General features: G+C 67.7%; 28 protein-coding genes. 13 read left to right on the top strand and 15 right to left on the bottom strand.

Features of this window, described 5'->3' with window-relative positions; genetic code table 11:
* The 5 genes from pgk to KIT86_RS11370 all read left to right on the top strand — a co-directional run.
* The coding region (gene pgk, locus KIT86_RS11350) for a phosphoglycerate kinase (RefSeq protein ID WP_297398467.1) at positions 1-124 on the top strand (124 nt) is incomplete at its 5' end.
* Positions 125-259: 135 nt separating this feature from the next.
* Complete coding sequence (locus tag KIT86_RS11355; protein ID WP_297398371.1) at positions 260-1,594, top strand: extracellular solute-binding protein; 1,335 nt, start codon at positions 260-262, stop codon at positions 1,592-1,594.
* A gap of 71 nt (positions 1,595-1,665) precedes the next feature.
* Positions 1,666-3,396 carry an iron ABC transporter permease gene (locus tag KIT86_RS11360; protein WP_297398373.1) on the top strand — a complete coding sequence of 577 codons (1,731 nt, stop codon included), beginning with the start codon at positions 1,666-1,668 and terminating at the stop codon, positions 3,394-3,396.
* 25 nt (positions 3,397-3,421) lie between these two features.
* Positions 3,422-4,513 carry an ABC transporter ATP-binding protein gene (locus KIT86_RS11365; protein WP_297398375.1) on the top strand — a complete coding sequence of 364 codons (1,092 nt, stop codon included), beginning with the start codon at positions 3,422-3,424 and terminating at the stop codon, positions 4,511-4,513.
* A gap of 6 nt (positions 4,514-4,519) precedes the next feature.
* On the top strand, positions 4,520-5,416 hold the full coding sequence (locus KIT86_RS11370) for a LysR family transcriptional regulator (protein WP_297398377.1): 897 nt from the start codon (positions 4,520-4,522) through the stop codon (positions 5,414-5,416).
* A gap of 6 nt (positions 5,417-5,422) precedes the next feature.
* Here KIT86_RS11370 and KIT86_RS11375 read toward each other — a convergent pair whose 3' ends face one another.
* From KIT86_RS11375 to KIT86_RS11390, 4 genes are read right to left on the bottom strand one after another with little or no spacing between them, the layout of a single operon-like run.
* Positions 5,423-5,824 carry a YbaN family protein gene (locus KIT86_RS11375; protein ID WP_297398379.1) on the bottom strand — a complete coding sequence of 134 codons (402 nt, stop codon included), beginning with the start codon at positions 5,822-5,824 and terminating at the stop codon, positions 5,423-5,425.
* A gap of 32 nt (positions 5,825-5,856) precedes the next feature.
* Positions 5,857-6,558, bottom strand: a complete 702-nt coding sequence (locus KIT86_RS11380) for a fumarylacetoacetate hydrolase family protein (protein WP_297398381.1) — start codon at positions 6,556-6,558, stop codon at positions 5,857-5,859.
* A 16-nt stretch (positions 6,559-6,574) separates the two neighbouring features.
* Positions 6,575-7,633, bottom strand: coding sequence for a cupin domain-containing protein (locus KIT86_RS11385; protein ID WP_297398383.1), 1,059 nt, complete (start codon positions 7,631-7,633; stop codon positions 6,575-6,577).
* A 14-nt stretch (positions 7,634-7,647) separates the two neighbouring features.
* Positions 7,648-8,850 (bottom strand): 3-hydroxybenzoate 6-monooxygenase, encoded by a 1,203-nt coding sequence (locus tag KIT86_RS11390; RefSeq protein ID WP_297398385.1) that lies wholly within the window; start codon positions 8,848-8,850, stop codon positions 7,648-7,650.
* A 109-nt stretch (positions 8,851-8,959) separates the two neighbouring features.
* Here KIT86_RS11390 and KIT86_RS11395 point away from each other — a divergent pair, with 109 nt between their 5' ends.
* Complete coding sequence (locus KIT86_RS11395) at positions 8,960-9,436, top strand: MarR family winged helix-turn-helix transcriptional regulator (RefSeq protein ID WP_297398387.1); 477 nt, start codon at positions 8,960-8,962, stop codon at positions 9,434-9,436.
* Between the two features lie 17 nt (positions 9,437-9,453).
* Here KIT86_RS11395 and KIT86_RS11400 read toward each other — a convergent pair whose 3' ends face one another.
* Positions 9,454-10,338 carry an alpha/beta fold hydrolase gene (locus KIT86_RS11400; protein ID WP_297398389.1) on the bottom strand — a complete coding sequence of 295 codons (885 nt, stop codon included), beginning with the start codon at positions 10,336-10,338 and terminating at the stop codon, positions 9,454-9,456.
* A gap of 57 nt (positions 10,339-10,395) precedes the next feature.
* Positions 10,396-10,998, bottom strand: a complete 603-nt coding sequence (locus KIT86_RS11405; RefSeq protein ID WP_297398391.1) for a TetR/AcrR family transcriptional regulator — start codon at positions 10,996-10,998, stop codon at positions 10,396-10,398.
* Positions 10,999-11,107: 109 nt separating this feature from the next.
* On the opposite strand from KIT86_RS11405, the gene KIT86_RS11410 reads away from it, so the two are divergent.
* A complete protein-coding gene (locus KIT86_RS11410; RefSeq protein WP_297398393.1) occupies positions 11,108-11,605 on the top strand; it encodes a hypothetical protein in 498 nt (165 codons plus the stop codon).
* Positions 11,602-12,966, top strand: a complete 1,365-nt coding sequence (locus KIT86_RS11415; RefSeq protein ID WP_297398395.1) for a GAF domain-containing protein — start codon at positions 11,602-11,604, stop codon at positions 12,964-12,966. Before KIT86_RS11410 ends, KIT86_RS11415 begins: the two co-directional genes overlap by 4 nt.
* Here the strand turns inward: KIT86_RS11415 and KIT86_RS11420 are convergent.
* The 4 genes from KIT86_RS11420 to KIT86_RS11435 form a co-directional block, all read right to left on the bottom strand.
* Positions 12,963-13,706, bottom strand: coding sequence for a hemerythrin domain-containing protein (locus tag KIT86_RS11420; RefSeq protein ID WP_297398397.1), 744 nt, complete (start codon positions 13,704-13,706; stop codon positions 12,963-12,965). The two genes, KIT86_RS11415 and KIT86_RS11420, sit on opposite strands and share 4 nt — an antisense overlap.
* Positions 13,707-13,878: 172 nt before the next feature.
* Positions 13,879-14,283, bottom strand: a complete 405-nt coding sequence (arfB, locus tag KIT86_RS11425) for an alternative ribosome rescue aminoacyl-tRNA hydrolase ArfB (protein WP_297398400.1) — start codon at positions 14,281-14,283, stop codon at positions 13,879-13,881.
* 27 nt (positions 14,284-14,310) lie between these two features.
* On the bottom strand, positions 14,311-14,841 hold the full coding sequence (locus tag KIT86_RS11430) for a cytochrome b/b6 domain-containing protein (RefSeq protein WP_297398402.1): 531 nt from the start codon (positions 14,839-14,841) through the stop codon (positions 14,311-14,313).
* The gene (locus KIT86_RS11435) at positions 14,838-15,095 is read right to left on the bottom strand and encodes a PepSY domain-containing protein (protein WP_297398404.1); all 258 of its coding nucleotides are present in this window, start codon (positions 15,093-15,095) and stop codon (positions 14,838-14,840) included. The genes KIT86_RS11430 and KIT86_RS11435 overlap by 4 nt, the downstream gene beginning before the upstream one ends.
* Before the next feature lie 125 nt (positions 15,096-15,220).
* Between KIT86_RS11435 and mnmA the strand changes: the two genes are divergently transcribed.
* Entirely contained in the window at positions 15,221-16,372 is a 1,152-nt protein-coding gene (mnmA, locus tag KIT86_RS11440; protein ID WP_297398406.1) for a tRNA 2-thiouridine(34) synthase MnmA, read from the top strand.
* On the opposite strand, the gene KIT86_RS11445 is transcribed toward mnmA, so the two are convergent.
* Both KIT86_RS11445 and KIT86_RS11450 read right to left on the bottom strand, forming a co-directional pair.
* On the bottom strand, positions 16,369-17,730 hold the full coding sequence (locus KIT86_RS11445) for a DUF3422 family protein (RefSeq protein ID WP_297398408.1): 1,362 nt from the start codon (positions 17,728-17,730) through the stop codon (positions 16,369-16,371). The two genes, mnmA and KIT86_RS11445, sit on opposite strands and share 4 nt — an antisense overlap.
* 77 nt (positions 17,731-17,807) lie before the next feature.
* A complete protein-coding gene (locus KIT86_RS11450; RefSeq protein WP_297398410.1) occupies positions 17,808-18,305 on the bottom strand; it encodes an NUDIX hydrolase in 498 nt (165 codons plus the stop codon).
* A 104-nt stretch (positions 18,306-18,409) separates the two neighbouring features.
* On the opposite strand from KIT86_RS11450, the gene KIT86_RS11455 reads away from it, so the two are divergent.
* Genes KIT86_RS11455 through KIT86_RS11470 form a run of 4 tightly spaced genes read left to right on the top strand, consistent with a single transcriptional unit; the run spans position 18,410 to position 21,659 of the window.
* Entirely contained in the window at positions 18,410-19,540 is a 1,131-nt protein-coding gene (locus tag KIT86_RS11455; protein ID WP_297398412.1) for a Re/Si-specific NAD(P)(+) transhydrogenase subunit alpha, read from the top strand.
* Positions 19,537-19,899: an aspartate 1-decarboxylase gene (gene panD, locus KIT86_RS11460; RefSeq protein WP_297398414.1), complete on the top strand. Its 363-nt coding sequence runs from the start codon at positions 19,537-19,539 to the stop codon at positions 19,897-19,899. The genes KIT86_RS11455 and panD overlap by 4 nt, the downstream gene beginning before the upstream one ends.
* Positions 19,900-19,914: 15 nt before the next feature.
* Entirely contained in the window at positions 19,915-20,238 is a 324-nt protein-coding gene (locus tag KIT86_RS11465; protein WP_291113664.1) for an NAD(P) transhydrogenase subunit alpha, read from the top strand.
* On the top strand, positions 20,235-21,659 hold the full coding sequence (locus KIT86_RS11470) for an NAD(P)(+) transhydrogenase (Re/Si-specific) subunit beta (protein ID WP_297398417.1): 1,425 nt from the start codon (positions 20,235-20,237) through the stop codon (positions 21,657-21,659). The genes KIT86_RS11465 and KIT86_RS11470 overlap by 4 nt, the downstream gene beginning before the upstream one ends.
* Positions 21,660-21,683: 24 nt before the next feature.
* On the opposite strand, the gene KIT86_RS11475 is transcribed toward KIT86_RS11470, so the two are convergent.
* From KIT86_RS11475 to KIT86_RS11485, 3 genes are read right to left on the bottom strand one after another with little or no spacing between them, the layout of a single operon-like run.
* Positions 21,684-23,312, bottom strand: coding sequence for a M48 family metalloprotease (locus KIT86_RS11475; protein ID WP_297398419.1), 1,629 nt, complete (start codon positions 23,310-23,312; stop codon positions 21,684-21,686).
* Positions 23,313-23,328: 16 nt separating this feature from the next.
* Entirely contained in the window at positions 23,329-23,661 is a 333-nt protein-coding gene (locus KIT86_RS11480) for a hypothetical protein (protein ID WP_297398421.1), read from the bottom strand.
* A 17-nt stretch (positions 23,662-23,678) separates the two neighbouring features.
* On the bottom strand, positions 23,679-25,349 hold the full coding sequence (locus KIT86_RS11485; RefSeq protein ID WP_297398423.1) for a CHASE2 domain-containing protein: 1,671 nt from the start codon (positions 25,347-25,349) through the stop codon (positions 23,679-23,681).
* Positions 25,350-25,536 lie beyond the last annotated feature (187 nt).

Here is a 25,536-nt window from a genome sequence, read left to right on the forward strand (position 1 = left end):
TGCCAAGTACGGCATCGAGAAGGACGTGGGCTACATCTCCACCGGTGGCGGCGCCTTCCTCGAGGTGCTCGAAGGCAAGACCCTGCCGGCGTTTGAAGTGCTGGCGCGCCGAGCCAAGGCATAAGGTCCGCACGCTGCGCCGCTCGGGGTTTACCCGACTCACGCCGCGGTTTATGCGGCCTATCAGAAACCATGATTGGTCGCGCGCGCTTTCTGTTGCTAAATTGGTCCCGTCGCAAACACAACGATGGAGACAGACATGGGACGACAGACAGCAGCGCTGAAGGTGGTGGTTCTTTCCTTGGTGACGGCCTGGTCCGCGGCGCAAGCTGGCACGGTCTCCGTGATCACCTCGTTCCCCAAGGAACTGACCGAGGCCTACAAGAAGGCCTTTGAAGCCGCCAACCCCGGCATCAAGATCGAGATCCTCAACAAGAACACCACGGCGAGCATCGCCTACATCAAGGAACTGGCCGTGGGCCAGCGGCCCGACGTGATGTGGGCCTCGGCGCCCGATGCCTTCGAGGTGCTGGCGCGCGACAAGCTGCTGCAGGCCGCGCCCGAGGTCAAGAACGCACAGGTGCCCGCCAAGGTGGGCAACTACCCCATCAACGACCCGAACGGCCTGTACTACGGCCAGGCACTGGCCGGCTACGGCCTGATGTGGAACACGCGCTACATGCAGGCCAACAAGGTGCCCGCGCCGCGCGAGTGGGCCGACCTGACCAAACCCGCCTACTTCGGCCACGTGGCCATCTCCTCGCCCTCGCGATCGGGCACCACCCACCTCACGGTCGAGACCATCCTGCAAGGCGAGGGCTGGGAGAAGGGCTGGACGCAGATGCTGCAGATCGCGGGCAACTGCGCGGCCGTGACCGACCGCAGTTTCGCGGTGCCCGATGGCGTGAACAATGGCCAGTACGGCGTCGGCATGGTGATCGACTTCTTCGGCCTGGCCGGCAAGTACTCGGGCTACCCGGTGGAGTTCCACTACCCTTCGGTGACGGCGGTGGTGCCGGCCAACATCGCGCTCATCAGCGGGGGCAAGAACGCCGACGAGGCCAAGAAGTTCATCGCCTACACGCTCTCGCGCGAAGGCCAGGAACTGTTGTTCGACCCCAAGATCAGCCGCCTGCCGGTGCTGCCCAACGCGTCGTTTGGCAACAAGGCGCCGGCCGGCTACCCCGACGCGCAGGACATCGCCAAGCGCGCCAAGGTGCAGTTCAACACCGAACTCTCCAGCAACCGCTACCAGGTGGTGGTGAGCCTGTTCGACCAGATGGTGACCTTCCGCCTCAAGGAGCTGCAGGCCGCCACGCGCGCGATCCACGAGGCCGACCGCAAGCTGCAGGCCAAACCCAACGCGCACGGCAGCGAGCTGCTGCGCCAGGCCCGCAGCTTCGCCTACTCGTCGCTGGTGCCCGAGACCATGGTGAAGGACGAAAAATTCCTCAACCTGTTCCGCCAGAACAAGCGCGACGTGGAAGTGGCCAAACAGCTCACCGGGCTCGAAGAGCTGTGGAGCTCCAAGGCGAAGGCCAACTACGAGCGCGCGCGCGACCTGGCCAACCAGGCCGCTGCGCAAGCCAAGTGAGCGCCTGAACGCCCCGTGATGCCCGCGCGGCGGCCTGCCGGCGGGCCCCTCCCTTTCCGGAAAGATTGCCCATGTCCGCTGTCCTGACAGGTTCTGCCGCGCCCACGCCGCGCCGGCTGCGTCCACCCACTGTGTGGGGCCACTGGCTGCTCGCCGGTCTGGTGTTCGCCTTCCTCGGGCTGTTCCTGCTGCTGCCGATCGCGGAGGTGATCTACACCGCCTTCGTGACCGAAACCGGTGCGCCCACCCTGGGGCATTTCAGCAACTTCTTCGGCCAGAGCCTGCTGCGCGAATCGCTCATCAACAGCCTCGTGGTGGCGCTGGCTTCGGTGTTCTTCGCTTCGGTGATCGCGATCCCGCTGGCCTACCTCACGGTGCGCTTCGAGTTCCGGGGTGCGCTGCTGATCCAGACGCTCGGGGTGCTGCCGCTGATCATGCCGCCGTTCGTGGGTGCGGTCGCGCTGCAGCTCATCTTCGGGCGCAGCGGATCGGTCAACCTGCTGCTCAACGACTGGTTCGGTTTCACCGTGCCGATCATGGACGGGCTGGTGGGCGTGACCTTCGTCGAGAGCATCCACTACTTCCCCTTCATCCTGCTCAACCTCGTGGCCGCGATGCGCAACATCGACGGCGCCATGGAGGAGTCGGCGCAGAACCTGGGGGCCAAGGGCTGGCGCCTGTTCTGGCGCATCATTTTCCCGCTCTCCCTGCCGGGTTATCTGGCCGGTGCGGCGCTGGTGTTCGTCAAGGTTTTCGACGACCTGGGCACGCCACTGGTGATGGGCGTGACCAACATGCTCGCGCCGCAGGCCTACCTGCGCATCACCTCGGTGGGCATCGAAGACCCGCTGGGCTACGTCATCAGCGTGATCATGATCGTGCTGTCCATCCTTGCGCTGTGGATGGCCTCGCGCGTCATGAAAGGCAAGGATTACTCCACGCTGCAGAAGGGCGGCAACTCGCTGCAGCGCCGCCCGCTGCGCGGCGGGGCCTCGGTGCTGGCCTACGCCTGGGTGGGCTTCGTGCTGCTGGTCACGCTGGCGCCGCACATCGGCATCCTGCTGATGTCCTTCTCCAAGGTCTGGAGCTTCTCGGTGCTGCCCGACAGCTACACCTTGGAGCACTACGCCACCATCTTCACCGACTCCAAGCTGATGGTCGTCAACACGCTCAAGTACTGCCTGATGGCCGCCAGCCTGGACGTGGTGCTGGGCACGCTCATCGCGTACCTGATCTTCCGCACCGACCTGCCCGCGCGCCGCTGGCTCGACTACATCGCCTCGATCGCGCTGGCGATTCCGGGCCTGGTGCTGGCCATCGGCTACCTGCGCATGTTCAAGGGCGTGGACATCCCGTTCACCGACACGCCGGTGATCAGCACCTGGGTGCTGATCATGATCGCCTACGCGGTGCGCCGCCTGCCGTACGCGCTGCGCTCGTGCATGGCCGCGCTGCAGCAGGTGCACATCTCGCTCGAAGAAGCCGGCCAGAGCCTGGGCGCGGGCAAGGTCAGCACGGTGCGGCGCATCATGGTGCCGCTCATGATGGGCGGGATTCTGGCCGGCTTCGTCACCAGCTTCATCACCGCCGCGGTGGAGCTCTCGGCCACCATCCTGCTCACCTCGGCGCAAAGCCAGGCGCCCATGAGCTACGGCATCTACCTCTACATGCAGAGCATCGCCGGGCGTGGCCCGGGCGCCGCGCTCGGCGTGGTGGCCGTGGTCGTGGTGGCCATCGGCACCTACCTCTCGCACCGCGTGGTGGAAAAGTCGCGCGCCCCCGGCCGCGCCGCGCAGCCCTGAACGACAGACACATCGAAAGACAGCCATGCATCTCAACAAGGTCTCCCTCGAAGCGCGCCACATCAGCCTGAGCTACGGCAACACCGAGGTGCTCAAGGACGTCAACATCCGCATCGAGCCGGGCGAGTTCTTCGCCCTGCTCGGCCCATCGGGCTCCGGCAAGTCCACGCTGCTGCGGCTCATTGCCGGGTTCAACCAGCACCAGCGCGGCGAACTTCTGATCGACGGCAAGGACATCACCGGCACGCCGCCGCACCTGCGCAACGTGGGCATGGTGTTTCAGAACTACGCGCTGTGGCCGCACATGACGGTGTGGGACAACGTGGCCTTCGGCCTGGTGGAGCGCAAGGAGCCCAAGGAATCGCTGCGCCGCAAGGTGGGGGCCGCGCTCGAACTGGTGGGCCTGCAGGACTACGCGCAGCGCCGGCCGAGCCAGCTCTCGGGTGGGCAGCAGCAGCGCGTGGCGCTGGCGCGCACGGTGGTGATCGAGCCCAAGCTGTTGCTGCTCGACGAGCCGTTGTCCAACCTCGACAAGAACCTGCGGGTGCAGATGCGCGAGGAGCTCAAGAACCTGCAGCGCACACTAGGGCTGACCACCATCTTCGTGACGCACGACCAGGAAGAGGCCATGACCACCGCCGACCGCATGGCCGTGCTCGACAAGGGTGTGCTGCAGCAGGTGGGCACGGCCGCCGCCCTGTTCGACTTCCCGGCCAACCGCTTCGTGGCCAGCTTCGTGGGCACGGCCAACCTCGTGCAGGGTCGGGTGACGCACGTCAACGGCGAGACCCTGCATTTCCAGGCCGATGGTCTGGGCGAGATGGTGTTGCCGCGCAACCAGGAGAGCCCGGGCACGGGGCCTGCCTCGCTGGCGTTCCGGCCGCACACCGTTCACATCCGCGTGCGCGACGAGCACGGCGACGCGTCGCGGATCTGGCTCGACGGCCGGGTGGAGAGCTCCGAGTTCCTGGGCGAGACCTCGCGCTACCGCGTGCGCGTGGGCGAGACCCTGATCGTGGCCAACCAGGCGCACTTCTCGGGCCTGTCGCTGTTCCCGCCTGGGGCCGAGGTGAGGCTGGGCATCGAACCTTCTCAGGCGCGCTTCCTGACGCACTGAGCGCCCATGGAGATCTACCAGCTGCGTGCCTTCGTCACCGTGGCCAAGATCGGCCAGCTCACGCGCGCGGCCGAGGCCCTGCACGTCACGCAGCCCGCCGTCACAGGGCAGATCAAGGCGCTGGAAGAGGAGCTGGGCGTCTCGCTGTTCGACCGGCGGCCCGGGCGCGTCGCGCTCACGCGCGCGGGCGAGCGCCTGCTGCCCGAGGCCGAGAAGGTGCTGGCCGCCGCAGGCTCGCTGATCGGCCGCGCACGCGAGCTGCAGGGCGAGGTCGCCGGTTCCCTGGTCATCGGCACGCTGGGCGATCCCGATGCGCTGCGGCTGGGCTCGCTGCTGGGTGGCCTGGTGGCGGCGCTGCCCCTGCTGGACATCAAGACCCGTTCGGGCGACGCGCAGACGCTGCGCGAGGGCGTGGCCACGTCCACGCTGCAGGCCGCCTTCTACATCGGGCCCCACATCCCGCGCGACGTGCTCGGCCTGCCGCTGCAGACCCTGCATTACCGGGTGGTGGCGCCGGTGGCCTACCGCGATCGGCTGCTGCACGCGGGTTGGCGCGAAATCGCGGACCTGCCCTGGATCGGCACGCCGCACGCCGGCCACGTGCAAACGCTGCTGCGCGACCTGTTCTCGCGCCAGGGCCTGCTGCCCAACCAGGTCGTGGAGTCCGACGACGCCTCGGCGCCCTACAGCCTGGTGCGCGCGGGCCTGGGCCTGGCGCTGCTGCGCGAAGACATGGCCGTGCCCGCCGCCGAGCGCGAGGAGCTGGTGATCTGGCCGCACACGCGGGTGGCCGCCTTGTTGAGTTTCATCTACCCCAAGACCGCCGAGCACGACCCGGCCATCGTCGCGGCGCTGTCGGTGCTGCGCCAGGTCTGGGGGCTGCCGTCGCGCCAGCCGGCCTGAGGCGGTTCAGGAGGTCGGTCGCTCGCGCGTGGGGATGCGCGCCACCACGACGAGCCCGACGGCGGCGGCCGCCAGCAGCGCAGCCAGCACCCAGGGCTGGTGGCGAAAACCCCAGGCCGAGAGGCCGACCATCACCAACATCGAGCCGATGGCCACCGTCTTGGTGCGCCGTGTAAGGCTGCGATGCTGTTCCCAGTCGCGCACCATGGGACCGAGAAATCGGTGGTTGATCAGCCAGCCGTGCAGGCGCGGCGAGGCCTTGGCGTAGCAGGCGGCGGCCAGCAGCACGAAGGGCGTGGTGGGCAGGCCCGGCAGCACCACGCCGATGAGGCCCAGCGCCAGCGACACCGTGCCGGCCAGCCAGAGCAGCCAGCGCACGGTGCGCGAAGATGAGGGCGTGGAGGACATGACGCTGGCATCATAGCCAGCGCCCGGGCTCCTCAGGGCTTGGGGCCGACGGTGAGCTCGATCTCGCCCACGCCTTCCACGCGGCCGGTGATCTTGTCACCCGGCAGCACCGCGCCCACGCCTTCGGGCGTGCCGGTGTAGATCAGGTCGCCGGGTTGCAGGTGGTAGAAGAGCGAGAGGTCGGCAATGATCTCGCGGATGTTCCAGATCAGCTTGTCCACGTCGGACTTCTGCTTGACCTCGCCGTTGACGGCCAGCTCGATGGCGCCGCGCTCGATCACCACGCCCGGCATGGGCACGATCTCGCTGCAGACCGACGAGTGCTCCACGTCCTTGCCCAGGTCCCAGGGACGGCCCTTGTCGCGCGCCACCAGCTGCAGGTCGCGCCGCGTCATGTCCAGGCCGCAGGCGTAGCCGTAGATGATGTCTTGCGCATCCTCGGCCTTCACCCGGAAACCCGCCTTGCCCACGGCCAGCACCAGCTCCATCTCGAAGTGGTAGTTGTTTGTCTCGCTGGGGTAGGGGGTGGTCGCGCCCGAGAGCGCCAGCGTCTGCGGGGCCTTGGTGAAGTAGAAGGGCCGCTCGGCGGTCTTGTCCACCGGCTTGCCCATTTCCACCGCGTGCGCGTGGTAGTTGCGGCCGACGAAGAACAGGCGGTTGACCGGAAATTGTTCGGTCTTGCCGCGCACGGGAACGGACGCGACGGGAGGCGGGGGGAAGAGGTACGTGGTCATGGGAGATGAGGCCGCTTCACGGCATGCTGGGTTGGTTGTCGGGGCGCACTTCGTAAACGCCGAGCTTGCGGTGCAGCGGGGATTCGTCGGCGAGGAACAGGAAGGCGGGTGCGTTGGCGGACGCGTTGGTGAGCGTGGTGCCGGTGTAGCCGGGAATGCAGCAGGTGTCGGCCACCACCAGGTCGAAGCCTTGCGCCTCGGTGGCCACCCGGGCCGCGCCTTCGATCACGTGGTAGATCACGGCAGGCGAGCGTGCCGGCAGCGTGAGCGTCTGGCCCGGGCGCAGCATCAAGGCATGGAAGCCCAGCACGTTCTCGGCGTCTTCGCCGGACTCGGGGTTGGTGTAGGTCACTTGCACGGCCTCCAGGTCGGGCTGGTCGGCCGCCATCGATTCCAGCGCGGCCCTGGCGTCCACCCAGGGATAGCGCAGCATGGGGTAGCGCTTGCCGCTGCGGCCGAACACCGGCGTGGGCACCACGCCCGGCCGTGTGTAGGCGCGGTCGCCCCGCCCCCGCAGGGTGTCCTGGCGCCCGCCGTTGAGGTGGTAGCTCACCTCCAGGTAATACATCAGCGGCAGATCAAGCACGTCGAGCCAGATCACGGGCTGGTCGCCGTCGTGGCCGTGCTCGTGCCAGCGGCCCGTGGGGGTGAGGATCAGGTCGCCGCGCGACATCGGGCACTTCTCGCCGTCCACCGTCGTCCAGGCGCCTTCGCCTTCGACCACCATGCGCACCGCATTGGGCGTGTGGCGGTGGCTCGGCGCCCACTCGCCCGGCATGAGCAGCTGCATGCCCAGGTACATGGCCGAACTGGCCTGCATCTTCTCCAGCGTATGGCCCGGGTTGGCCAGCACCAGCACGCGGCGCTCGGCTTTCTCGATCGGCGTGAGTTCTCCCGCCTTGAGCAGCAGGGGCCTGATCGACTGGTAGGCCCAGTGCGTCGCCTGAGTCTGGCGCGTCGGCGTCTTCGGCGGCAGCACGCCGCGCAGGCTTGGCCACAGCGGCACCAGATTGAGCGCGCGCAGCTCGGCCACGTAGTCGGCAGGCAGGTCTTCGAGTCGTCCGAGGTCGTTCATGGGTTCTCCTGGGTTCAGTGCTCGGCCAGACAGTTGCCGACGTTCCAGCCGTACAGCCATTCCATCGCATCGTAGAAGCGCTCGGCGCTGCGGCCACGCCAGAGGTCGTTGCGCACCAGGCGCTCCACGCCGCTGGCGTGGTAGATGCGGCCCATCTCGCGCGAGCTCAGCACGATGCGCGCGGTGCGCGCCACGCGCGAACGCTGGTACAGGTCGAACGCTTTCTCGAAGTCATTGTGGTTCACCCGCAGCGCCTCGCCCAGCGTCACTGCGTCCTCGATCGCCATGCAGGCGCCTTGCGCCATGTACTGCGTGGTCGGGTGCGCGGCGTCGCCCAGCAGCGTGACACGGCCGTAGCTCCATTGGCCGATCGGCTCGCGGTCGGCCGTGGCCCAGCGCTTCCAGCTCTTGGGCAAATCGATCAGTTGGCGCGCCTTGGGGCTGATGCCCTGGAAGTAGCTCTGCACCTCCTCCTTGCTGCCCTCCTTCACGCCCCATTCTTCGGCCTCGCGGCTGTGGAAGGTCACGACCACGTTGTACTGCTCGCCGCCGCGCAGCGGGTAGTGCACCAGGTGGCAGTTCGGGCCGACCCAGATGCTGGCCGCGTTCCAGCGCAGGTCTTCAGGGAAATCGGCCTTGTCCACCACCGCGCGGTAGACCACGTGCCCGGTCACGCGGGCCTCGTCGCCCACGAACTGCTGGCGCACCACGGACTTCACGCCGTCGGCGCCGATCAGCGCCAGGCCCCGGTGCGCCGTGCCGTGCTGGTCGTGCACCGTCACGCCCGTGGCGTCCTGCTCGATGCGCTCCACGCGCGTCGAGGTCAGGAATTGAATCTGGCCGCTGGCCTGCACGCCCTCGAGCAGCGAGCCGTGGGCGTCGGCCCGGTGGATCACCGCGTACGGATTGCCGAAGCGCTGGCGGAAGGCCTCGCCCGTGGGGATCTTGCCGACCTGGTACTCGTCCAGCGCGTCGTGCATCACCATGAAGTCGGTGTAGACCGCGCGGCTGCGCGCCTGCTCGCCCACGCCCAGCGCGTCGAAGGCATGGAAGGCGTTGGGGCCGAGCTGCATGCCCGCGCCGATTTCGCCGATCTCGGGTGCCTGCTCCAGCACCTTGACGCGAAAGCCCTGGCGCACCAGGGCGAGCGCAGCGGCCAGGCCGCCGATGCCACCACCGGCCACCAGCACGGGAAGTTCCTGGATCGATGAGGTCACGGTTGTCTCCTTCACATGCAAGGCATGCTTACGATAAGTGTACTTATTGTATGGGCGATGCTAGCATTCCGGCAAGCCCCGCCCGTCACCGACCTTTCCCAACGAATTCATGAAGCGCTGCCAGCCTCCGGCCATCGACATCGACGATCAGCCCGGCCACAACATCCGGCGGTTGCACCAGATCTCGGTCGGCATCTTTCTTCGCGAGCTGGGCGCGCTGGAGCTCACGCCGGTGCAGTACGCGGCGCTGCAGACCGTGGCCAACCACCCGGCCATCGACCAGCGCACGCTGGCGCGGACCATTGCGCTGGATGCGTCCACCACCGGCGGCGTGGTCGACCGCATGGAATCGCGCGGCTGGCTGGAACGCCGCACCTCACCCGAGGATCGGCGCTCGCGCCAGCTCGTGCTCACCGATGCGGGCAACGCGTTGCTGGCCAAGGCCGTGCCCGCGATGCTGCAGGTGCAGGAGCACATCCTGGCGCCGCTGACCGAGCGCCAGCGCGGTGAATTCCTGAAGCTGCTGCGCCTGCTGGTGGACACCAACAACGAGCACAGTCGCGCGCCCAGTGAATCTATGAAGTGAGGCGCGCTGCGGGCGGCTCAGCCCGCGAGGTGTGCCACCACCGCCTGCACCACCTGCCCGTCGCGCAACAGCCGCGTGTGGCCCAGGCCCTGGGTCGGCATCAGGCGCGCGCCGGCGATCGCGTCGCGATAGGCCTCGGCGTCGGCGAACCGGTTGATGCGGTCCTCGCGGTCGTGCACGATCAGCGTGGGCAAGGCCACGCGCGGACCCACCGCCGCGGGCTCGAACTGGCGCATCAGAATGCCCTCGCGCGCCTCCACCCGCTGCTGAAGGCGCTCGCGCGTGAGTTCGCTCAGACCGAAGACCTTCGCGAACAGGCGGGTGTAGGCGTGGGGTGAGGCGGGTGGTGCGAGCAGCGCGATCCTGGCTGCCGGCAGGCCGCGCGCGGCGGCGTAGGCCAGGGCGTTGGCCGCCAGCGAGTGCGCGGCCACGGCGCGCACTTCGTGACCCTGCTGCTGGAGGCGCGCGGCGAGGTACTCGATGGCGCGCGCGAACTGAGGCAGGTTGCTGGTGCTGCCCTGGCTGCGCCCGTGTGCGGGCAGATCCACCAGCACGGGCCGAAGGCCCTGGTCCAGCAGGGCCTGCGCCAGAGGCAACATCTGCGCGGCATGGCCACCCCAGCCATGCAGCAGAAGCACCACCGGGCCGGATGGGCCGGGGGGCTCGTACACCGTGAGGCTGGCCTGCTCGAACGGCCAGGGCGTGGCACGCCAGGCGGCGAGCGCAGGTTGGCGGCGGTGCAGCCACTTGGGCGGCAATGGCGTGCCAAACAGGCGGTAGGCGCCGCGCACCGCCAGCGCCGGCCAGACCTTCTCGGACAGGCCCAGCGCCCAGCGAAGCCAGCGCGTGCCTGGGCTGGCCTGGTAGTAGGCTGAAGCGGTCTGCAAGGGCGTGGTGCTCATGGCATTCTCCAAGTAAATCGCACAATCGTGCGAAATTAGGACAAAAAAGAGAGAGGGTCAGTGCTCGTAGGTCTTGACCAGGCGGGCCCAGGTCGCCTGGGCCCGCTCGGCGGCGCGTGGATCGCGCAGAAAGCGCACGTCGTGAACCAGCCCGATGGCCAGGCTGCAGATTTCGCCCACCAGTTGCTCGGGGTCGGTGTCGGGCTGGAGGTGGCCGAGTTCGATCGCCTGCAGCACGGTGCGCCGCAGCGCGGCGCGCCAGCGCGTGACCTCGCCCAGCAACAGGTCGCGCAGCTCGCCTTCGCGGTCATCGAGTTCGAAGGCGCCCGAGGTGTAGAGGCAACCGGTGTGCGCCTCCACGTCGCGCAGGCGGATGAGCCAGCGCCGCACGATCTCGCTCAGGCGCGGCAGCCCCTTGGGCGCCTGCATGGCCGGCACGAACACGTCGCCGATGAAGCGGCGGCCGAATTCCTCGATCACCGCCTTCTGCAAGGCCTCGCGCGAGCCCACGCGGGAGAACACGCCACTCTTGGAAATGCCGATGCGGTCGGCCACGGCCTGCAGGGTGATGGCCTCCAGCCCTTCGGACGCGGCCAGGTCCAGCGCCGCGCCGACGATGGCGGCGCGTGTCATTTCACTTTTCTGCGTCCTGGCGTCCATGGGGCAAATTTAGCACGAACGTGCGAAATGTCAAGCCGATGCCGCCGCTTGGCGCTGCCCGCGGCCCTCGCTATGATCGCGGCGTCCTGTGCACCCTTGGTGGCCGCCCTTGGAATCCTCCCATTCACCCCTGCTGACGCTGGAGCACCTGGCCATGATGGATGCCGGGGTTTCCGTCATCGTCAGCAGCTGTGGGCCGGACCTCACGCCCAGCGTCATGCGCGCCGTGGGCAGCCAGGTCGGGCCGCAGGGCCGCCTCATCACGGTGTACCTGTGCCGCAGCCAGTCGGTGCAACTGCTGCGCGACATTGCCCGCAGTGGGCGATTGGCCGCGGTGTTCAGCCAGCCCAGCACGCACAAGACCGTGCAACTCAAGACCACCAGCGCCCGCCTGCGCGAGGCACGCGAGGACGAGGCACCGGTCCTCCAGCGCTACCTGCGTGGCATGGAGCAGGAGTTGTCCCTGCTCGGCTTCGACCGTGTTTTCACCCGGGCCATGCTCACGCACCGGCTGGACGACGTGGTGGCGATCGAGTTCCAGCCCGAGCAGGCCTTCGACCAGACGCCCGGGCGCAAGGCCGGCCAGCCGATCGTGGGGCGCCCATGACCGCCGTGGACCTGGCCGAGGTGCGGCCTTGCCTGGAGGGGGTCATCCCGGCCATGGTGGCGACCACGTCAGCCGACGGCACGCCCAACGTGGCCTACATCTCACAGGTCTATTACGTGGACGAGGGACACGTCGCGCTGTCGTTCCAGTTCTTCAACAAGACGCGCCAGAACCTCCTGGCCCATCCCCGTTCGACGTTGCTGGTGCTCAACCCGCTCAATGCGGTGTTCTACCGCCTGCACCTGCGATACCTGCGCACCGAGGAGGAGGGCCCGGTGTTCGAGAGCATGAAGGCGCAGCTGGCCGGCATCGCCAGTCACAGCGGTATGGCCGATGTGTTTCGCCTGCGGGGCTCGGACATCCACGAGGTGATCGAGGTCGAGCGGCTGCCCCAGGAGCCCCTGGCCGAGCCGCTGCCGCCCACCCCGGGCAAACCACCGGCCCTTGCGGTGCTGCGCCGGGCGAGTGCGCGCCTGTCGGCCGCGCGCAGCCTGGGCGCGGTGCTGGAGGCCACGCTGGACGTGCTGGAGAAAGAGCTCGCGATGCCCCACGCGATTCTGCTGATCCTCGATGCGGCCTCGAAGCGGCTCTACACCGTGGCCAGCCGGGGCTACGCCACCTCGGGCGTGGGTTCGGAGATCGCCCTGGGCGATGGTGTGATCGGCGTTGCCGCGCGCGAGCGCACGCCAGTGCGCATTGGCCACATGACCAGCGCTTACCTCTACAGCCGGGCGATGCGCGACAGCCTCGCGTGCTACGGCGGCAGCGGTCCCGCCGGAACCGACATTCCTTACCCCGGCCTGCCCGAGCCGCACAGCCAGCTGGCCGTGCCCCTGCTGTCTGCCGGCCGCGTGACCGGTGTGCTGTTCGTTGAAAGCCCGGTGGACATGCGCTTTGGCTACGACGAGGAAGATTTGCTGGTGGCGCTGGGTGGGCAGCTGGGCGCCGCCATCGACCTCATGCAGGAGGCCGAGACGGTCTGCACCGAGGAAGAACCCGCGGGCGCCGCTGCGGCCGAGCCGCCGATGCAAGCCGGTCCCGCCCTGCGCGTGCGGCACTACCGCAGCAACGACAGCGTGTTCGTGAACAACAACTACCTGATCAAAGGCGTGGCGGGCGCGATCCTGTGGAAGCTGCTGCAGGATGGTCAGCGCCAGGGCCGCAGCGAGTTCACCAACCGCGAGCTGCGGCTGGATGCCTCGCTGCGCCTGCCCGACGTGGCCGACAACCTGGAGGCCCGTCTGCTGTTGCTGCATCGGCGGCTGGCGGAGCAATGTCCGCAGTTGCGCATCCAGAAGACCGGGCGGGGGTGCTTCCGATTCGAGGCGCTGCGCCCGGTCGAGCTGGAAGAAGTGGGCTAGGCCGCGACCAGGCCGGGCACGGGCGGCAGCCCGAGCCCGTGCGCCAGTTTCATCGCGTTGTGCGCGTTGAGCGTGCCCCGTGTGGCGTCCAGCATGGCCTCGAACACCGGCGCTGGCGCGCCTGCCCGCATCTCCTGGAGCACGCCCAGGCGTTCGGGCGCGTTCAGGTTGGGCAGCATCCAGCGCATCACGAGCATCATCTCGGCAGGCGGGATCGTCGCCACCAGGGCGTTGTGCACGTCAACCAGTTCCGCGTCGGTATAGGCCGCCCACAGGGCGGCGTTGTGCACCGTCTCCTCGGTGTGCATGTGCTGCAGGTTCTCGGCCATGAACAGGGCCAGGGCCAGGTACAGCGCGTGCAGGCCGGCTTCGCGCTCGTCGGCCGCACACGCGGGCAGGGCGCGGGCCGCGTCGCGCAGGTGCTGGATGTGCTCCAGGTGGCCCATGTGTTCCTGCGCCACCTGGGCGCAGGTGCCTGGGCAGCGCGCTTCCAGCGCGGGATGCACGAAGCCGTTCTCGTGCGCGACGTGGTTCGCGCAAAGCGCCAGCAGCTCGTCGACCTGGCTGAGGGTGCGTGCCAGCTCTGCGTCGTCGGTGGGGTCGGTGCGACCGACCGTGAGCAGGGTGTCGGCCATGAAGGCGCGCAGGGCCTTGTGGATGCCGGCATAGAGGTTGAAGCGGCCAAGGCCGGTGCGGGCGGCGGCGGCGACGCGCGCCATTTCGAGGGTGTGGGATTGCATGGTGTGGATTCCTTGGGCAGGCGCGGGGCCCGGCCCTGTCTCGGGATGACCGCCGCACCCCATGTGCGTCGAATCATGGAGAGGCAGTCTAGGAATCCGCGCCTCGCCGCGCCGCTAAATAGCGCTTAAAGGAATCGTAAAAAAACCTTAACCCATCAGGAATGGGCGCGCGTCAGTCCAAACCGCGCACGCGGCCGCGCAATTGCTTGACACCCGAGCGCGCCGCCTTGCCTTCGAGCCGCCGCTGCCGGGCACCGAAGCTGGGCTTGGTGGCCTTGCGCGCCTTGGGCACCGTGGCCACGCTGTCGACCAGGGCCTGCAGCCGCTGCAGCGCCTCGGCCTTGTTCTGCTCCAGGCTGCGGCTGGTCTGCGCCTTGATGACCACCACACCCTCGGTCGTGATGCGCTGGTCGCTTCGCGCGAGCAGGCGCTCCTTCACCGCCTCGGGCAGGGAGGAGCCATGCACGGCGAAGCGCAAGTGCACAGCGTTGGAGACCTTGTTCACGTTTTGCCCACCCGCGCCCTGCGCGCGGATGGCGGTGAATTCGACCTCGGCGGGATCGATGGTGATCGGCATCGGCGCAGTGTGCCACGCGACGTGGCATCAGTAGCGCTCCTTGACGCCGGTCACCATGGCCTTGACCAAGCGGGTGCGTTCGATGCGGCCCATGACGATGGCCGCCAGGACATGCACACCGACCATCGGCATCAGCCATTCGCCCAGTCCCTCGTGCAGGTCCTGCAGCCAGGCCACGCCCCAGAACGCATCGAGCGTCTGCATCCAGCCCGTGACCCCCAGCGCCAGCACCATGGCCATGAGCGCCAGCACCATCAGACCCCCCAGCGGGTTGTGGCCCCAGTGGTGTTCGGGCGTCTTGCGCCCAAGGGCTTGCAGGTGACGGATCACGCGACCGGGCGTGGGAAAGAAGTCGGCGAAGCGCGCATGGCGCGGGCCGATGAAGCCCCACACCACCCTCACGCACACCAGCACTGCAGCGGCATACCCAAGCCATTGGTGAAGGGCTTCGCCTTCCTCCACCACGAAGAGGTCCAGCAGCACGCAGGTCACCAGCGACCAGTGGAAGACCCTCACCAACGGGTCCCAGACCCGTTTCGAGTCGACGATGGTGTTCACTTCTGTTGCAGGGGTTTGCCGCTGACCGGGTCGAAGTAGATCTCGACCTTCTTGCCGGCCTTGTCCGTGCCGTAGATCTCGTAGCACTGGCCCTTGGTGACCTTGAACGTCTTGATCTTGTAGCCTTGGGCTTCCAGGTCTTTCTTGAACGTGGCTTCAGGCTGCCACTGTTCCTTGGGCGCGGTGCACACCGGGGAGGCCATGGCGGTGGCCGTCAGGGAGATCAGGAAAGCGGAGAGAACGATGGATTTCATGGGAGATGGGTCCTTTGATGAACCCCGCCAATCAGCGGGTGAAGGCATTTCAGCGCCGCAACTTGAAGGCAACCTTAAATGGCCTTGCGCCATCGGGCGGCAGGCCGCGCTGGGATAATCCCCCCATGGCAAGCAAACAGCGCGTGGTGGTCGGGTTGAGCGGGGGCGTGGACTCCGCGGTGAGCGCGTACCTGCTCAAGCAGCAGGGGCACGAGGTCATCGGCATCTTCATGAAGAACTGGGAAGACGACGACGACAGCGAATACTGCTCGACCCGGCAGGATTTCCTGGACGCCGCCAGCGTGGCCGATGTGCTCGGTATCGACATGGAGCACGTGAATTTCGCCGCAGAGTACAAGGACCGCGTGTTCGCCGAGTTCCTGCGCGAGTACCAGGCCGGGCGCACCCCCAACCCCGACATCCTGTGCAACGCCGAGATCAAGTTCAAGGCGTTCCTCGACCATGCCATGCGCCTGGGCGCCGAGAAAATCGCGACCGGTCACTACGCCCGCGTGCGCGAGCGTGGCGGTGCCTTCGAGCTGCTCAAGGGGAAGGACCCGCTCAAGGACCAGAGCTACTTCCTGCACCGCCTGAACCAGGCGCAGCTGGCCAAGACCCTGTTCCCCGTGGGCGAGCTGCCCAAGACCGAGGTGCGCCGCATCGCGGCGGAGATCGCCCTGCCCAACGCGAAGAAGAAGGACAGCACCGGCATCTGCTTCATCGGCGAGCGGCCGTTCCGCGATTTTCTCAACCGCTACATCGCCAGGGAGCCGGGCCCCATCAAGGATGCCAAGGGCCGCGTGCTCGGCCAGCACGTGGGGCTGAGCTTCTACACCCTGGGCCAGCGCCAGGGCCTGGGCATCGGTGGTGTGCGCGAGAAGGGCGCGCAAAAGGGCGGCAATGAACACGCGCCCTGGTTCGTGGCGCGCAAGGACGTCGAGAAGAACACGCTCTGGGTGGTGCAGGGCCACGATCACCCCTGGCTGCTCACGCCACGCCTGCGGGCGCAGGATGCGAGCTGGGTGGCGGGCCATGCGCCCGCGGCCAACGCCCTCGCCGCCAAGACGCGCTACCGCCAGGCCGACGCGACCTGCCGCTTCGAAGCCGTGGGCTATCAGGGCTTTGCGCTGGACTTCGCCGACCCGCAATGGGCCGTGACGCCGGGCCAGAGCGCGGTGCTGTACGACGGCGAGGTCTGCCTCGGTGGCGGGGTGATCACCACCGACGCGGCGTCGATCCAGGCGAGCCCGGCGGGTGAGCGGCCTGTGCCGGCCTAGTGCGGGGCCCCCAGGCGCGCGTGAATCCGTCGGGTGGTGCGCCACACGGCCCACAGCACCAGGGGGATCAGAGCGCCTGCGGCGATTTCCGGCTGGATCGGCAGGCCTGCGGCCTTGGCGCCCTTGGCCAGGTACAGCAGCAAGCTGATCACGTAGTACGAGATGGCCGCGATCGACAGGCCTTCCACCGTGGTCTGCAGGTGCAACTGCATGGCCTGGCCGCGCGTGAGTTTCTCCAGCAGCTGCTGGTTCTGAGCCTCGGTCACGATGTCCACCCGCGTGCGCAGCAAGGCACTGGTGCGTGAGACGCGCTCGGACAGCGACGTGAGCCGCTGCGCGCTGGCAGCCACCGTGGCCATGGCCGGTGACAAGCGCCGCTGCATGAATTCGCCAATGGTCTGCGTGCCCGGGATCGGCCGCTCGCGCAACTCGGCGATGCGCTGCGTGACCAGGGCATCGTAGGCCCGCGTGGCGGCAAAGCGGTAGGTGTTCTCGGCCGTGGCGCGCTCCACACGCGCGGCCAGCGACACCAGCTGGTCCAGCAGCGCCTGTTCCGACGCCGATTTGTTTTCCAGTTGCGCGGTGATGCTGGCCAGCTGCGCTTCGGCTTGCGTCAGCGTGGGCCCCAGGGCCTTGGCCACGGGCAGGCCCCGCAGCGCCATCAGGCGGTAGGTCTCCAGTTCCAGCAGGCGCTGCGAGATGCGCCCGGCCCGGGTTTCGCTGACATCGGGTGGCGCGATCACCAGCACGCGTTCAAAGCCCGACGGCTGCAGGTGGAAGTCCGTCACGGCCCACGAGTGCCCGCCGCCCAGCTGGGAGGCGACCACCGTGCGGTGGCCGAACCAGCGCTGGGCGGGTTCCATCAGGCGGGCCTGGGCCTGGGGTGTCTGCTCGGGCAGCTCGGCGTGCAGCATGACAAGCTGGATCGCCGCGATGGTCCGGCCGGGAATGTCCCGCAGCCAGCCCGGTGGTGTCGCCAGTGCCTCCAGCAAGTGGGGGTCGCTGGCGCCCAGACCTGCCTCGGCGGGCAATGCCTGCACGATGGAATAGCGGGTGAACTCCGTGTGGCGTTCCCACTTCAACGTGTGTTCCTCGAAGCGCAAGCGCAGGAAGTTGCCTTGCATCTGATCGGGCGAGAGGCCTTGCTGGCCGGGCAGCCGGCGCAGGTGCTCGCACTCCTGCTCGCGGCTCACGCCCTCGTTGAGCACGGCGACGTAGACCACCAGCGCGGGCAGCCGGATGCGGGCGGATGGCCGCGCATGCACCTCGTTGTGCAGCTCGGCGCGCAGCGCGTCGTCGGCAGGCAGCAGGCCCCGGGGCAGGGCGGGTGCAACGGACGTTTCGGTGGAGTCGTTCATGGGCAGGGCATCGGCGATGGACGTTCACTGTATGCGAAGTGACGTGGCGCCTGGTGCCCCGTGAGGGGTGACAGGCCCTAGCGAACGAGGGGGGCGACCGAGGGGTCGGTGAACACCAGCGACAGGGGATAGCGCTGCCCCGCGAGGTGGTCTTCCATACAGCGCAGCACCAGCGGGCTGCGCAGGCGCGCGGCGTTGGCGCGGATCTCGTCGGGCGTCATCCACAGGGTGCGCACGATGCCGGTGTCCAGTGCGCGGCCGGGCTGCGCCTCGCCCAGTTCTCCGCTGTAGGCGAAGCGCAGGTAGGTGATGTCCTCGTCCGGCAGCCCGGCGCGGCTCGGGCGCTGGAAGCGCGAGAGGTACACGCCCACCAGGGCCGTGGGCGTGAACGCGTGCGTGGTCTCCTCCAGCGTTTCGCGCACCACACCTTCGAGCGGGCCTTCGCCCGGATCGAGGTGCCCGGCCGGGTTGTTCAGGCGCAGTCCTTCGGCCGTGTGCTCCTCCACGAGCAAGAAGCGCCCGTCGCGCTCGATGACGGCCGCCACGGTGACGCTGGGTTTCCATCGGGTGTCCATGGCGCGCATTATGGGCTTTGCGGCGCTCTGACATGGGCCGAATCGGGCGCTTTCAGGTAAGCTCGCCCGACTTTCACATTCAACCTGTGGGTGAGGAGATATTCATGCTGATAGGCGTACCCGCTGAGACCACAGTGGGCGAGACCCGAGTGGCCGTGACCCCGGAGACGGCGAAGAAGTACGTGGCGCAAGGCCACACCGTGCGCGTGCAATCGGGCGCCGGCGTGGCCGCCAGCGCCACCGACGCGGCCTACGCCGCCGTGGGCGCCGAGATCACCGATGCGGCCGGGGCCCTGGGCGCCGACCTGGTGCTCAAGGTCCGCCCGCCGTTCGACAACGAACTCGCCCTGATGAAGCCCGGCGCCACCGTGGTCGGCATGCTCAACCCCTTCGACGCCGCGGGCCTGCAGCGCCTGGCCACGGCCGGCCTCACCGCCTTCGCGCTCGAAGCCGCGCCGCGCACCACCCGCGCGCAGAGCATGGACGTGCTCTCCTCGCAGGCCAACATCGCCGGCTACAAGGCCGTGATGGTCGCTGCGCACCACTACCAGCGCTTCTTCCCCATGCTCATGACGGCGGCGGGCACGGTCAAGGCCGCGCGCGTGGTGATCCTGGGCGTGGGCGTGGCTGGCCTGCAGGCCATTGCCACGGCCAAGCGCCTGGGCGCGGTGATCGAGGCTTCCGACGTGCGCCCGAGCGTGAAGGAACAGGTCGAGTCGCTGGGCGGCAAGTTCATCGACGTGCCTTACGAGACCGCCGAAGAGAAGGAAGCCGCCGAAGGCGTGGGTGGTTATGCCCGCCCGATGCCGCCGTCCTGGCTGGAGCGCCAGAAGGCCGAAGTGGCCAAGCGCGTGGCCCAGGCCGACGTTGTCATCTCCACCGCGCTCATCCCCGGCCGTGCCGCGCCCGTGCTCATCACCGAGGACATGGTCAAGTCCATGAAGCCCGGCAGCGTGATCGTGGACATCGCCGCCGGCAAGGGTGCCGACGGCGTGGGTGGCAACTGCCCGCTCACCGAGGCCGACAAGACGGTGGTCAAGCACGGCGTGACGCTGGTGGGCGAGACCAACCTGGCCGCCATGGTCGGCGCCGATGCCTCGGCCTTGTACGCACGCAACGTGCTCGACTTCCTCAAGCTCATCATCAACAAGGACGGCGGGCTGCACGTGGACATGGAAGACGACATCGTGGCGGCCTGCCTGATGGCGCAAGGCGGCGAGGTCAAGCGCAAATGAGCCGTGTGATGCTGCGCGCGAAGCTGCACCGCGCGACCGTGACCGAGGCCGACCTGCACTACGAGGGCTCCTGCGGCATCGATGAGGACCTGCTGGACGCGGCCGACATGCGCGAGTACGAGAAGATCGAGCTCTACAACGTCAACAACGGCGAGCGCTTCTCCACGTACATCATCAAAGCCGCTCGCGGCTCGGGGGCCATCTCGCTCAATGGCGCGGCCGCCCGCAAGGCGCACGTGGGCGACCTGCTGATCATCTGCACCTACTCCCCGGTGGACGACGCCGCCGTGCCGCACTGGAAGCCACGGGTCGTGTTGCTCGGCGAGGGCAACCGCATCAACGAGATCAAGAAAACCTGAATCGAGGAGACTCTCATGGAAGCCGTATCCCCCACCATTCTCAACCTCATCATCTTCGTGCTCGCCATCTACGTGGGCTACCACGTGGTGTGGAACGTCACGCCCGCGCTGCACACGCCGCTGATGGCCGTGACCAACGCCATCTCGGCCATCGTGATCGTGGGGGCCATGCTGGCCGCCGCGCTCACCGAGACCAACCTGGGCAAGACCATGGGCGTGCTGGCCGTGGCGCTGGCCGCCGTCAACGTCTTCGGTGGCTTCCTCGTCACCCGGCGCATGCTGGAGATGTTCAAGAAAAAGGAGCGCAAGGCGCCTGCTGCTGAGGGAGCGCACAAATGAGCATGAACCTCGTCACGCTGCTGTATCTCGTTGCCAGCGTCTGCTTCATCCAGGCCCTCAAGGGCCTGAGCCATCCCACCACCTCCATCCGAGGCAACGTCTTCGGCATGACCGGCATGGCCATCGCCGTGCTGACCACCGCCGCGCTCATCGTCGAGCTCTCCGGCGGCAAGGCGCAGGGCATGGTCTGGGTGCTGGGCGGCCTGGTGGCCGGTGGTGCCATCGGCGCCCTCATGGCCAACCGGGTCGAGATGACCAAGATGCCCGAGCTGGTCGCCTTCATGCACAGCATGATCGGCCTGGCCGCGGTCTGCATCGCCGTGGCCGTGGTGGCCGAGCCCTGGGCCTTCGCCATCGTCGCAAAGGGCGAAGCGATTCCGGGCGGCAACCGCATCGAACTCGCGCTGGGCGCCTTCATTGGCGCGGTGACGTTCTCGGGCTCGGTGATCGCCTTCGGCAAGCTCTCGGGCAAATACAAGTTCCGCCTGTTCCAGGGGGCGCCGGTCACCTTCGCCGGCCAGCACAAGCTCAACTTGCTGCTGGGCCTGGCCACGGCCTTCTTCATCTTCGGCTTCTGGCACTCGCAGAGCTGGATGGACATCGTGCTGGTGATCGCGCTGGGCTTCATCCTGGGCGTGCTCATCATCATCCCCATCGGCGGTGCCGACATGCCGGTGGTGGTCTCCATGCTCAACAGCTACTCGGGCTGGGCGGCCGCAGGCATCGGCTTCAGCCTGAACAACTCCATGCTCATCATCGCCGGCTCGCTGGTGGGGTCCTCCGGTGCCATCCTCTCGTACATCATGTGCAAGGCGATGAACCGCTCGTTCTTCAACGTGATCCTGGGTGGCTTCGGCGGCGACGCGACGGCGGCGGCCGCCGGTGGCGGGGTGCAGCGCACCGCCAAGAGCGGCAGCGCCGATGATGCGGCCTTCATCCTGGGCAACGCCGAAACGGTCGTCATCGTGCCCGGCTACGGTCTGGCCGTGGCCCGGGCGCAGCACGCGGTGAAGGAGCTCGCGCACAAGCTCACCGAGAAGGGCATCACCGTGAAGTACGCGATCCACCCGGTGGCCGGCCGCATGCCGGGCCACATGAACGTGCTGCTCGCCGAGGCCGAGGTGCCTTACGACCAGGTGTTCGAGATGGAAGACATCAATGGCGAGTTCGGCCAGGCCGACGTGGCCATCATCCTGGGTGCCAACGACGTGGTGAACCCGGCCGCCCTGCAGAAGGGCAGCCCCATCTACGGCATGCCGATCCTGGAGGCGTACAAGGCCAAGACGGTGATCGTGAACAAGCGCTCCATGGCCGCCGGTTATGCGGGTCTGGACAACGAGCTGTTCTACATGGACAAGACCATGATGGTCTTCGGCGACGCCAAGAAGGTCGTCGAGGACATGACCAAGGCCGTCGAGTAAGGGCTGGCGGCGCGGGCCGCCGCCTCACTTGAACATCTGCTTGAGGAAATCGTCCCGCTTGGTCTTGTCCTGCTTGTCCAGCTGGGCTTGTTCCGCCGGGCTGATCGCCGCGCGCTGGCAACGCCGGGCGGCGCGGGGGAAGTCCTTGGCACAGGCCAGGGCCCGTTTCTTGGCGTCGTCCCAGCCGCTGGTTTCGCCGTAGAAGCGCACCAGGTAGGGCTGGACCTCCTCGGCCTGGGCAAAGCTCGCCAGGCCTCGCTCGACAGTGCGCTGGGCCGCAGCGGTTTGCCGGCCCTCCTTGAGGCGCGTGCTGCGTTCCCGGTAGGTGATCCAGGCCCGGTCGGTTTCCGAGCTGAAATTGGCTTCCAGCAGCTGGCCAGGATCCTGGCGCTGCTGCGCCGGGGAGCTGCGGCCCCTTGCGGTCTGCTCTTGCGTGGCCACGTACAACGCGTACAGCGGCACGGCATGCGTCGCCGTGGGTCCTGAAGCGGCCGCGCGGGCGGTGGCCACCGCAGTCGGCGCATCTGGCGCGTCAATCACTTTGAAGGCGGTTTCGTAGTTCTGCAGGATCAAGGCGGTTCGCCGTTCCTTGCGAACTCTCTCGAGCGGCTGCACCACCGCCTCCCGGTGGACAGCCACCGCCGGATAGGTCTCAGCCACCTCGGCGAGCGTATCGATGCGACGCAAGGTGGAAGGGTGCGAGCCGGCCACCTTGTCGAAGCCGGTGCGCAGCTCAAAGGACAGCTGGCTCATGGCGGCCTGCATTTCACCTCGCATCGCGCCACTGGCGTCGGCCATGCCCTGGTTCAGGGGATTGGCCGGGCTGGCCGTCTGGCGAGCGGACGGCTGCTCCGCGGCCTGGGCGCGGATCGCGGCCAGCAACGCCTCCTGCTGATCGCGCTCGCGCTTGTCCTGGACTTCCTCCCAGCCTGCCAGGCGTTCCAGAAAGGCCTTGCTGCCGTGTTCGTACGAGTACCCGAGCTTGTGGGCGATGGCCAGCCCGAAGTGGTCTGCTGCGGTTTCTTCGGACTGGCTGTAAATCGCCGTGGCCAGGCCTCTGCCCAGCGAGTACGACGTGAACAGCACGTCCACCTTGTTCCAGCGGTTGGCCTCGCCCGCCTTGAGCGTGAGGGACGTGCCCATGCCGAGCAGCGCGGTCACGGTGTCGGCGTCGGCCACGGCGCTCTCGAGCTGGTGGTAGTGCAGGTAGATGTGACCGAACTCGTGGCCAAGCAATGCGACCAGCTCATCTTCGCTCTGGGCATCGATGAGCCACTGCAACGACACGTAGATGTTGCCCGCGCCGGTGGCATAGGCGTCCAGCGCGTGGCTGGCCAGCACATGGACGCCGCCTTGCCAGTCCGGGACACCGACGGCCCTTTTGATCCTGGCCAGCAGGTCGTTGAGGTACTTCTGCAGCTCCGGCGCATGGACCAGGCCAAAGCCCCGCGCGCGCTGGTTCACCACGTCCTTGCGCACATCGGGCCATGTGCGGGCCACCGGCGGTGGCAGGGGGGCTTGCGGGTCGGGCGCCTTGCCCGCGATCTTGTTGATGATGGGCAGCGAGGTGATGCTTTCCGGCATGGTCTTGCAGCCAGCCAGCAGGCTGATGCAAAGCAGTGGGAGCGCGAGGCGTCGTGCACGCTGGCTCATGAGTGGGCGTTGGCGGTCAGCACGCATTTTTTCCAGCTCCAGGTGTGCTCAGGGTCGGCCCGGAGGGGCTGTTCTTGGCCGTGGCGCATCCCCCTGTGTTCGAGCGGCCGACGCGCACGTGAACGCCCTTGATCCACCGAGGTTGCTGGTCGATCTCCACCCGGTGAAAGCCGGCCTTTGTCTCCAGGATCGCCAACGGCCAACGGATCTGGGCGGCCTCCCTCTCGCCGCTCAGTGGGCCTGCAGGATCCGCGTAAAGCTCCAGGCGCGTCCGGCTGCTCGGTGAGACCCCTTCGATCTGGTTCTGGGCGTGCACTGCGAGCGGCAACAGCACGACCAGCCAAGCCATGGCAACGGCAGCGGTTCTCATGTATTCCCCCGACCCGTATGTGGCGGCGTTGTTGTCGAATCGCGGGCCGCTGCAGGAGTGCACGCTGCGCGTGGCTCCTTGGGCAGGCCGAACAGCAAATCGTCCAGAAATCGCATGACGCCCAACGCCTCCGCCAACAGCGCCATGCCGATCAGTTCAACGACGGGCAGCAGTCCGATGTGGGACGCCTTCTGCAGCCACCCGATCATCATCATCGCGGCAATGGTTTGCAGCGTCAATCGGAGCAGCCAGCCCAACAGCATCCGAAGCTGTGCCAGCCAGTGGCGCGTTCGGGGCGACCATGATCGGTAACCCGATCGCCATTGGCTGACCGTTTTCCTGGCCCTGCCCACCCAGGGGCGTGAGCGCCAGCGGTGCGCCAGCACGCGGACGCAGCGTGGCGCGCGGCGCCATAACACGTGGACGATGAAGACCACCGCGATGACCGCAAGGCCTGCACCGAATAGGTGCCAATCGGGTGGCATGCTCCAGTTGGCCTGGCGCTTGTAGCCGCGTCCGTAGGTCAGGAAGTTGTCCAGCGCCATGGCATGGGCGTGGACGCCCGGCAGCAGGCCATGCACCGGCGAATTGGCGAAGTCGTTGTAGCCGGGCACGTGCGCGCCCACGAAGACGAATTTGTCCCTCAGGTCGTAGTTGAGCTGCTCCTGGGTCATTTGGCCCAGCTGACTCATGGACAGCGTGCGGTGATAGGGACACAGCGGCGGTTGGATCGCCGGTTCCCAGAGTTGCCTCAATACGCCGGGAATCAGGTTCGTCCAGCGCGGCTCGCCGGGGCGGCAGTGCACGAGGTGGGTTGGGCGCATTTCCTGGGTGGCTGAGTTGTGGCCCCAGATCAGCGCCATGGGGGCGGTTTCCACGCCCAGGTTCAGCTTCTCCGACTGCTGCGCCATCATCATGGCGGCGCTCGAATACGGCGGGGCGCGGGCGTCGGGGGAAGTGACGCCCCTGTCCCAGCCGTTGAAGGTCCGGTGCCGGCTCAGTTCGTAAGTCCAGGCAATGCCGTCCAGTGGATCAGGTACATAGTCCACGCCCACGAGTGTGAAACAGGCTTGACCGTCCATGTCCGTGAGCCCGTTGAGCCCTTCGCGAACGCGCAGCCGTCCCGCGTCGTCGGCCAGGGCGGCCAGGTACACGCCAATGCCTGCCTTGTGCAACTGGCACAAGGCGACAGCGAGATGCGGGAGTGTGGGGTCCTGCCGCGCCTGCCCGAAAGTGATGTCCAGGAAGATGGCCTTGGGCCGCTGCCCGTGTTCGTTCGCCAGCCGCAACAGGTTGTCCGCGTGTGCCTCATAGCTGATCGGCCAGGCGCTGCCCGTGGCAGACAGGAACTCCTCGTCGTACACCACGACGGTGATGCGGTCGCGTTCCTTGTCCGGGTAGAACCACTGGGCCGTGAGCGGCGCCTGACCGCGAGCCATGAACCGCGTCAGCACCGCGCCCTGGGCGTTGATGCGGTCGCCGATCGAGAGCATGAGAAACGACACCAGCAGCAGGATGCCGAAGGACAGCAGCAGGATGGGCAGATGGCGCGGGCGCGGCACATCGCGGCGCTCGCCAAACACCAGGGCTTTTCTCGTCCAGTCGACCAGCCGCGTGCGCCCGCTTCGTTGGGTCGCCATCCTCTTCCCTCCTGCGATGGTTTCCATCCATCTGCGGGTTGTTCCGCCTTGTCCTGCAGGTTAATGGGCCGTCGGCGAATCGCCAAGCGCAATTGCGCTGGAGGAAGCCACCCGACGGCGTCAAACTTCGGTTTTGGTAGCAGGAGCCCGGCCATCCAGGGCTTTTCGGGTAGCCTTGTCAGGGCCGCGTAAGGGAAAAACCGAGGCCGGGGGC

The organism is Hydrogenophaga sp., from assembly GCF_026125825.1.
Classification (GTDB): domain Bacteria; phylum Pseudomonadota; class Gammaproteobacteria; order Burkholderiales; family Burkholderiaceae_C; genus Hydrogenophaga.